Origin of the sequence: uncultured Clostridium sp., assembly GCF_947072515.1 — a bacterium.
Classification (GTDB): domain Bacteria; phylum Bacillota; class Clostridia; order Clostridiales; family Clostridiaceae; genus Clostridium.
In genome coordinates this window covers 1-8,817 of the sequence record NZ_CAMTIG010000091.1, presented here as the reverse complement: position 1 = coordinate 8,817, position 8,817 = coordinate 1, and the positions used below count along the sequence as shown (strand labels likewise).

General features: G+C 26.3%; 9 protein-coding genes. 2 read left to right on the top strand and 7 right to left on the bottom strand.

Features of this window, described 5'->3' with window-relative positions; translation table 11 throughout:
• Positions 1–95: 95 nt before the first annotated feature.
• Positions 96–1,070, bottom strand: coding sequence for a hypothetical protein (locus Q0W06_RS18385; RefSeq protein ID WP_297639222.1), 975 nt, complete (start codon positions 1,068–1,070; stop codon positions 96–98).
• Between the two features lie 202 nt (positions 1,071–1,272).
• Between Q0W06_RS18385 and Q0W06_RS18380 the strand changes: the two genes are divergently transcribed.
• The gene (locus tag Q0W06_RS18380) at positions 1,273–2,145 is read left to right on the top strand and encodes an SDR family oxidoreductase (RefSeq protein WP_297639220.1); all 873 of its coding nucleotides are present in this window, start codon (positions 1,273–1,275) and stop codon (positions 2,143–2,145) included.
• Between the two features lie 116 nt (positions 2,146–2,261).
• Here Q0W06_RS18380 and Q0W06_RS18375 read toward each other — a convergent pair whose 3' ends face one another.
• Positions 2,262–2,876 (bottom strand): DUF3793 family protein, encoded by a 615-nt coding sequence (locus Q0W06_RS18375; protein ID WP_297639218.1) that lies wholly within the window; start codon positions 2,874–2,876, stop codon positions 2,262–2,264.
• A 180-nt stretch (positions 2,877–3,056) separates the two neighbouring features.
• Between Q0W06_RS18375 and Q0W06_RS18370 the strand changes: the two genes are divergently transcribed.
• Positions 3,057–3,866, top strand: a complete 810-nt coding sequence (locus Q0W06_RS18370) for an arginine deiminase family protein (RefSeq protein WP_297639216.1) — start codon at positions 3,057–3,059, stop codon at positions 3,864–3,866.
• A 70-nt stretch (positions 3,867–3,936) separates the two neighbouring features.
• Here the strand turns inward: Q0W06_RS18370 and Q0W06_RS18365 are convergent, their stop codons facing one another.
• The 5 genes from Q0W06_RS18365 to Q0W06_RS18345 all read right to left on the bottom strand — a co-directional run bounded on the left by Q0W06_RS18365 (position 3,937) and on the right by Q0W06_RS18345 (position 8,755).
• Positions 3,937–5,856 (bottom strand): glycosyltransferase family 39 protein, encoded by a 1,920-nt coding sequence (locus tag Q0W06_RS18365; RefSeq protein WP_297639214.1) that lies wholly within the window; start codon positions 5,854–5,856, stop codon positions 3,937–3,939.
• Positions 5,857–6,054: 198 nt separating this feature from the next.
• The gene (locus tag Q0W06_RS18360; protein ID WP_297639212.1) at positions 6,055–7,065 is read right to left on the bottom strand and encodes a radical SAM protein; all 1,011 of its coding nucleotides are present in this window, start codon (positions 7,063–7,065) and stop codon (positions 6,055–6,057) included.
• Between the two features lie 23 nt (positions 7,066–7,088).
• A complete protein-coding gene (locus Q0W06_RS18355) occupies positions 7,089–7,610 on the bottom strand; it encodes a 2'-5' RNA ligase family protein (protein ID WP_297639210.1) in 522 nt (173 codons plus the stop codon).
• The gene (locus Q0W06_RS18350) at positions 7,607–8,152 is read right to left on the bottom strand and encodes a GNAT family N-acetyltransferase (protein WP_297639207.1); all 546 of its coding nucleotides are present in this window, start codon (positions 8,150–8,152) and stop codon (positions 7,607–7,609) included. Before Q0W06_RS18350 ends, Q0W06_RS18355 begins: the two co-directional genes overlap by 4 nt.
• Positions 8,153–8,167: 15 nt before the next feature.
• Positions 8,168–8,755, bottom strand: coding sequence for a CatA-like O-acetyltransferase (locus tag Q0W06_RS18345; protein WP_297639204.1), 588 nt, complete (start codon positions 8,753–8,755; stop codon positions 8,168–8,170).
• Positions 8,756–8,817: the final 62 nt, after the last annotated feature.

Here is an 8,817-nt window from a genome sequence, read left to right as displayed (position 1 = left end):
AATAAAATAAAGGACTTTTTCAATTTTGAAAAAGTCCTTTGTCTACAAGCTGAGATAAAACAGAATAGCAAGTTTAGCTATTCTGTTTTATCTCTTTAACTATATGATAATAAATTAAATGCTTGCTGTTGAGTAAGTCTTATATTCATCTTTATATTCGCAAGCTGTGATTCTGTTCCATTAGTATATTCTTTTCCAGCTTCATTACACATAGCTGTTTTAAATGTTAACCATGGAGTTTCATTTCTTATAATTACTTCTTTATTTGGAGATTCTGCCTTTAAAGATGTGTATTCTTCATTTAAAGTAGTTGTCCATAAAGTATTTATTTCTTTATATGCTTCCAATATAGAACCTTTACTTCCTACAGCTCCATTTATTATATTATTTCCTTTTATTTCTGTATAATTTAACTGATCCACTTCTTTTTTAATATATTCTTTTTGTTTTTCTGTTAAATTATTTTCCCTATTTATATTTCCTATACTAGCTAATTCATTTCCAAAATAATTCTCACTAATTTGTGGATTTATTCCATTATTCTCTAAGCAGTTATATATATTAAAATATATTACATTAGCTGCTACTGAAAGATAGTTATATCCTTTATTCATTAGTCTCGTATTTTCTTTTTCTCCTTTTAGAGTATTATTTTGATTAACTAAATATTCTTCCCAAATTTTCTTTTGATTTCCCAAAGAATTTTGAAGATTTACATCACCATTTTGGGCTATATTTTTTTCTAAATCATTTTCTAATTTTACAAATTTATCTCCAGCTACATTACTAACTTCTATAGTTCCATATAATGTTTGATAGTCAGGGTCTTTAAATTTGTTATTTGCATACATCATTATCTCATTTGCTTTTCCAAGATATAAATCAAATAAATTATTTATGTTGTTATTTTTTGCAACATTTATATTTTCAGCTTGAGTAAAGTTTTGCTGAAACACTTCATTTTTCTTTTTTTGTTCATTCTTAGAAACCATTATTAACGAAAATGCTCCGATAATTAAAATCAATATAATTATTATTCCAATTCCTATTTTTGCTTTATTATTTTTCATCTGTTTACCTCCTTTTCCTATTTTACACTTTAATAAGTTTTTAAGGAAATTTTTCCATAATAATTAATAGTAAATTTACTCTTTTTTTCTATTTTTAAGGCTATTTTACTCATTAATCATATAAAATCTCTAATTTAAACTAATATTTATCTTAATTTCTACAAAGAATATTTCTATATTTATTTTATTAGGAGGTTTATTTATGAATAAAAATCATACATTCCCAACTCAATTTCCAAAACAGCATCAAGATAGGCAACCTGGATTAGAAAAAGATATGAATCCTCTTCCTATATCTGAACACCCTTCATATATCAATGATGGAAAAAGATTAAAAGATAAAATCGCTATTATAACTGGTGGTGATAGTGGCATTGGAAAAGCTATTTCTTTAGCTTATGTAAATGAAGGTGCTAAAGTTGTTATTGTATATTTTGATGAACATGATGATGCTAAAGAAACCGAAAGATTAATTAAAGAAAAGGGAGGCGATTGTCTTCTTATTTCTGGTGATTTAGGAGACCCTAATTTTTGTCAAACTGTAGTAGACAAAACAATAGAAAAGTATTCTAAAATAGATATTCTTATAAATAATGCTGCTATGCAATTTGTTTGTGAAAATATTGAAGATCTTAGTGATGATCAATTCTTAAATACTTTTAAAAGTAATATGTTTAGTGCTTTTTACTTAACTAAAAGATCTCTTAAGTATATGGAATGTGGTTCTTGCATAATAAATACTACTTCCATAGTATCTTATAGAGGTAATGAAAAACTTATAGATTATTCATGTACTAAGGGAGCCTTAACCACTTTCACAAGATCTCTTGCTAAAGCTTTAGCTCCTCGTGGAATACGTGTAAATGCAGTCGCTCCTGGACCTATCTGGACTCCGCTTATTCCCTCGTCTTTCAATGAAGAAGATTCAAGTAAATTTGGTCAAAGTACTGCTTTTAAGAGAGCAGGTCAACCAGTTGAAGTTGCTGAAAGTTATGTATTTTTAGCATCTAATGGAGCTTCTTATATAACTGGTGAAGCTATTCATGTAAATGGCGGAGAAGTATTAAATAGTTAAACATCAGTAAAAATAGATTTACAAAAATAGAAACTCAATTTTAAAATAATCTTAAAATTGAGTTTCTAGATTTTATAATCTATATTTTGCATTGTTAGTTTCACCTATATATACTCTTAAGCATAAACTTTTATGCTTAATGCTAAATTATACGGACAAGTTCCATTTAAAATATGTTGAACTGTCTTTTCTTTAATATTATCATATTTTTCAAAAGTTTCTTTTGCCTTTGCATAGTTATTATAAACTTTCCAATAACCACAATGTAGACATTTTTTATCTGTACATTCCATAAAATCTTTAACATCCTCTATTGGAATTCCTAAAAATAATCCTAACTCATGAGGACAATTATAAGCTTCATATCTTTTAACTAGCATCTTAAGATAGAAATCTAAATTTTCTTCTTTAGGATAATCTAAATTCATTAAAAACTCTTTACTTTTTTCTTCAAATAACCTTCTTGAAAGAACCTCTCTATTATATACAAGTATTATTAAAGCATCCTTGTTTTCTCTTAAACTTATATATTCCATCCCTACTGCTTTTAAATAACTTTCCCCATATTCTATCCATTTTTCATATGCATTTTCACCTGTCTTTTTAAGAGTTACTGTTTCCGAAGGTTTTACTCCCGATATAACTAATGATGTATTATATAATAAGAATTTTTCAATATATTCTTTACTACTCATTGATGATAAATTTTTATAAAATTCTAATATTCCCATAATTACACACTCCTCTTCTGCAAATCAATCTATACATAATTTAATACTGATAATCATTTTCAATTAAATGATATAATATTTAATTATTCTTGTCAACACTCAATAATTTCTTTTATTTAACTTTCATATAATATTAAAATTTTGCTAATACTATAAAAAATATATTTTAGGAGAATTATTATGCAAATTAATCATGTTAATCATTACGATGAAGTAAGCACTTTTATTATGTGTTACCCTTGTAATTTCAACCTTTTACATAAACTTTTTTTTAGAAACGTAAATAAACCACTTATGTTTAACCAATATAATACATTTATAAATTTATTAATTAATGAGAAAATAAATATACAATTTTTAGATCCTATCTATGGAAAAAATCAAGTTTTTACTCGTGATGTAGGTTTTGTTATTGATGATATTTTTTTTATTTCTAAACTCAAAAATCCTCATCGAAAAAAAGAAACTTTAGCCTTAAAGAAATATATCTACCCACAGCATAAAAAAATTTATGAATTTCATAATTTCATAGAGGGAGGCGATGTTCTTGTTCATAATACTATTATTTTTGTAGGATTAAGTTCTAGAACTTCCATTGAAGCTGTATATGAATTACAAGACTACTTAAATTCCATTCCCAAAAATTTCAAGGTAATTCCTATAAAATTTAATTCTAAAAAAATGCTTCATTTAGATTGTGTTTTTAATATTCTCTATGATAATCATGCTATTATCTCTAATTATGTTTATGATATATGTTTAATAAAAAAATACATTCCAAATTTATATTTTATAAGTAATAAATCTGCACGAAAGCTTGGTACAAATTTTATAAATTTAGGAAAAAAAAGAATTATAACATCTAATGAGGAAGTTTTTTCTTTATTAAAAAAATTAAAATTCAAACCAATTTATTGTGACTATTCAGAGATAATGAAAGCTGGTGGTAGCTTTACTTGTAGTACTCTCCCTATTTTCAGAAATCATTAAACACATATCTCTTCCTTCACATATAAGAAAAAGCCCTAGATTTATCTAAGGCTTTTCTTAATTTTAATATTTATTTATAGCTCACTTTATATAAATTAACATTCATATCTTCATTTCCAATGTTTTGCCACTGATTTCTTGGTATTAACTCCCCACTACTCTTAACCCAATCCATTATTTGCTCATTGTTCGGACTAAGAGTTATATTTTGTACCAATACATACTTTATTTGACCTTCTTTAACCATTTCTTTAAATTTCGCTAAGTTTACCACATTATCAGCTCCTGAAAACCCTCCAAGTGCCATAACTGATTTTTTAGAATGTAATATAATCTTTTCTGCATATGGTGATGTATCTATCGATGTTGGTGTTACTAATAAATATTTTTCTCCACTCTCATGGCTTTCTAAATAATTTATTAGTTTGGGAATATTTTTCTCTATTACTAAATTTGTATTTGTATCCCTATTATTTTTGTTTGGTAAAAGTTGTAGCCCTGCTTCTGCTGCATTTCCATCTAAAGGATATTTAATCGTTGCTCCTGCTCCAATTAAAGGAACTACTATAATTCCTAGTATCCCTATTCCAAACAAAATTTTTCTAAACCTTAAATTTGCATTTCTAAATAAAAGAATAATTCCAATTACTATAAATGTAATAATTAATGCTCCCCAAGAAACAACCCTTAAAACTTTTGTTAAATTCCCATTATAATATATAAGCATATTTCCTTGGAAAAATATTGTTGCTAAAAATCCTAAAGCTAATAATATCGATTTTTTTCTACTTTCATTATATAATTCTCCTGCATATACAATTCCAATACTTGCTAAAGCAGCTATTGGTGCTGCAAGAATAGTTAAGTAATAGGTATGTGCTATTCCACCTGAAAAACTAAAATATATGAAATCTGGTATAAACCAAACTATCCAATATAATAATGCAACTTTTCTTTTATTAGTAAACTTAAATATATTTTTTTCTCTAATTACTCCTACTAATATCCCTAAAAGCGCAAAAGGTAAAAACCAAATAATTTGATCTGCCATAGAATTTCTAGATAATAATCTCATTATTCCTCTATCATTATTTCTCACTGCTGCTGCATTTCCTTTTTCATCAGTATTATTTTGAGTTGATAAATTATTACTTTTTATCATTTGACTTGGTAAAAATGATCCACCATTTAATTTAGAGTATACTCCTAATCTTTGTAATCCATTATGCCCTACCATCAGCTCAATTACACTATTATTCGTACTACTACCTACAAATGGTCTATCTTTTGCTGGAACCATATCTACTATAAATCCCCATGATAATGATAAAATTATAAGAATTAAACCTCCTATAATTAAATTAACTATCTTCCTTTTTAGGCTTATTTTATTTGATAAAAAGTATACAAAATATACTGCTGGTAAAATTAAGAAGGCTTCTGCCATTTTAATATTAAACCCTATTGCTATCCATATAACACAAATTATTAAGTATTTTAACTTGCCTGTTTTAGCTCCTTTAACTGCATAATAACTAGCAATTAATGTAGTTAGAAGTAATAAGTTATCAATAGTATTATTCCGACTTGCTGCAACAACTACTGGAGTCACTGCCAATATTAAAGCTGAAATTAATCCTACTAAAGTACCAAAATATTTTTTCATTAAACAATATAATATAATTACTGATAGTACTCCTGCTATTGCCTGAGGTAATATTATACTCCATCCATGAAACCCAAATATCTTAGCAAATAACCCCTGAATCCAAAGACCAATAGGCGGCTTATCCATGGTTATATAGCCCGTAGGATCAAAGGATAAAAAGAAAAAATTCTTTCCATTTACTAACATACTTTTTACACCAGCTGCATAGAATTCGTTTCCAAAACCTTCTATACCCAAATTCCAAAAATCCAAAATTGCTGCTAAAATGACAATTAACGTAATTGCTAATTTATCTCTTTTAAACTTGAAACTTTTAATCATCCGTTACTCCTTTTATTGTTCGTTTTAAAGTAATTTTGTATTTTCCCCTATTTTAGTATTAATCTTTATTTTATATATTATAATTAAAATATTTTCCTTTAAGAATTTCAATTGGTTTTCAGCAATTCTTTCATTTTTAAACTTAATTTTTATTAAATATAAAGAATTTTCTAATAATTTTCTATATACTAATCATTTTCAAACTAATTTTCTGCAATAATTATTCAAAATATACATAACATAATCATCTTTATCAAATAACTTATTACCTTCAGAATTTCCATATTCTTTCACCATTTCATTAAAAGGTATTATTGCTCTACAATGCTGTGCTACTGACTTATTATTTATATAATTATTTAAAATTTTCTCTAATCCATCTTCCTTTAAATTTCCAAGTCTCCAGGCTTCTTCTATTCCTGTGTAGTTAGGATATACATCAAACTCAGATGTTATATAGAATACTGGTGTCTTTGTAGCTAAATTTAATACTGAATCATCTTTTATAAGTTCTCTATAAAGAATTTTTTCTGGTTTTCCAAATCTATCACCATACTCCTTAGGTATATAACACAAATCTTCTTCTGTAACTCTTATATTTAATAATTTTTCATTTTCACCATCACAACTGCCTTGATGCACAAATAATTCAAATTCTTCGCCTATGGCTCTACACCTTTTCTTTAAATTCAGATTTTCGCTTAATTCAATTAACTTCTGAACTTCATGTATATTATTTTTATTTACAAACATTTGCCATCTTGGTGCAATTTTATTTTCAAGTAATATTTCAGTCGCATTTATTAGTTCTTTAAATGCACCTTTACGTCCTATATAATAATCAGTTTTTTCTTCAAGTCCAAAAAAAGTTAATTGACACCGTCTTACACCAATTTCATATGCCCACTTAACATATTCTTCATCTCTATTTATTCTCCAAAAGCTTAATAACTCAAATCTTTCCGGAATACTATTTTTACTTAATTCCTTATCTAACATCCATAACGACTTATAATTTTCACTATAATCTAGTTCTCTAAACCAACTATACACATCTAAAAAATCTGTATATTTCCTAAAACTTTTTGCTATATCTTTTAAATCTTCTTCAGTCAGCTTTCCATTTTTAAAATGTCCAATCCAACAATGCTTACACCTATTTGGACATCCAACCATATCTACACCAATAGTAATTTTTTCAAATCTCATCTTCTCTTTTCCTCTCTACTCCACTAAACTCCTTTTAAATATTGTTCCAATATTATAATAGATTCTTCTTTTTCCCCAATCATTTCAACTGATATCTTTTTTATGATTGTCTTAAATTTTTCATTTTCATCATTAATACTTATAAATGCCTTATCTAATAATTCCTTTGATGCAACTTTCCCAACTGTCATATGAGGAATATACTTCTCTTCACCTTTAAACTTTTTTAAACTTCCTGCATAAAGCTTCTCATGAATTTCTTTAATTTCTTCTATTCCTTTTATAACATTCAAAAATAAATACCTTCCATACTTGTCCTCTTTTTTACTAAATCCATTAAGCTCTAATTCAAATCTTTTTATATCCTTTAGAACTTCTTTAATATGCAAACTAAGTTCTTTATCACTTACTTTACTTTCAAACGGAAATACTAATGTAATATGTGGTCTTACCAACTTTGCTAATGGATCATATTTATCTCTAATTTTATTTATCTTTCCCATATTTTCAAACTCTGGAAAGATCATAATCGTTCTTATACTCATAAATCTTTACTTATCCTTTCATACTTTTTATTTCTAATAGTTTTAGAATCTTTTATATATATATTAATCACTTTCTGTAATATATAACTTCCTTCATTTATATCCTTAGGATTTTCTATTTTTATTATAGAAAATCCACATTTATTTACATAAAAATTGTGATTTCTTCTTGAAAATATAGGTGTTTCAGTATTCCATATTTTTGTATCTGGATACAATTTCTCAATTAAATTCCATACCCTTGTTCCTATTCCTTTATTCTCATAATTAATATCAATAAAAATATTTCCTAAATAATTCTCATTATTACTATTAATCCAAAGTATTACTGCTCCAATTAAGTTATTATTTTCATATATACATAAAGATGTCGTATTTTCATCTAAAGCCCACCTTCTGAGAAAAGTTCCATCATCATATCCACTTGGGCCACCACACTCTTTATCTAAATGAATCTTCGTATCATAATCAAATGCAGCTTTCATTATTGGAATCAGCTTATCTATATTTTCTTCCTTTAATTCTTTAAATTCTATATTCATATTTTTCTCCCTCAATCAACTTCTAAGATATTCTTCTGGATTCTTTAAAACTCTTTCTAAATCTTCATAAAATAAAGAACAATGGTATCCATCAGCTACTGCATGATGAATTTGTAATGTAACAGGCATTAAAGTTTTCTCTTCAACATCAAAATATTTTCCCCAAGTTACCATAGGAAAAAGAAACTGATATCCTGATTCATTAGATACATTAAATGATGAATATGTTAACCATGGAATGCAAGATACAATAAAAGAATCTCTTTTTCTCTCTGTTTTCATTCCAAAATTTTTATAATTATCTAAATCATTTACCATTGCTTTATAAAATGTTGAAAATTCATTGTTATATTCTGTACATAAAGTATCCATAATCTTTGTTTTATCATTTAGAACTGAATAATCAGGATGTACTACATCGTAATATCCAAGATTATTTTCTTTATCATATCCCATTCTAAATTCTATATGATTATTAATTGCCCGTGAAACAATCCATGTAAATGTAGGATATACTCTATAATCATTTTTCTTTATAAACTCCATAAGTATAGATATATCCACATTAACAGTTAAATTATATGTGCTTTTAGCAATTGTCATAAAATGCTTGTATAGCACAAACTAATAGTAATCCAGAAAATCATTAAAAAGTTTACCACCCT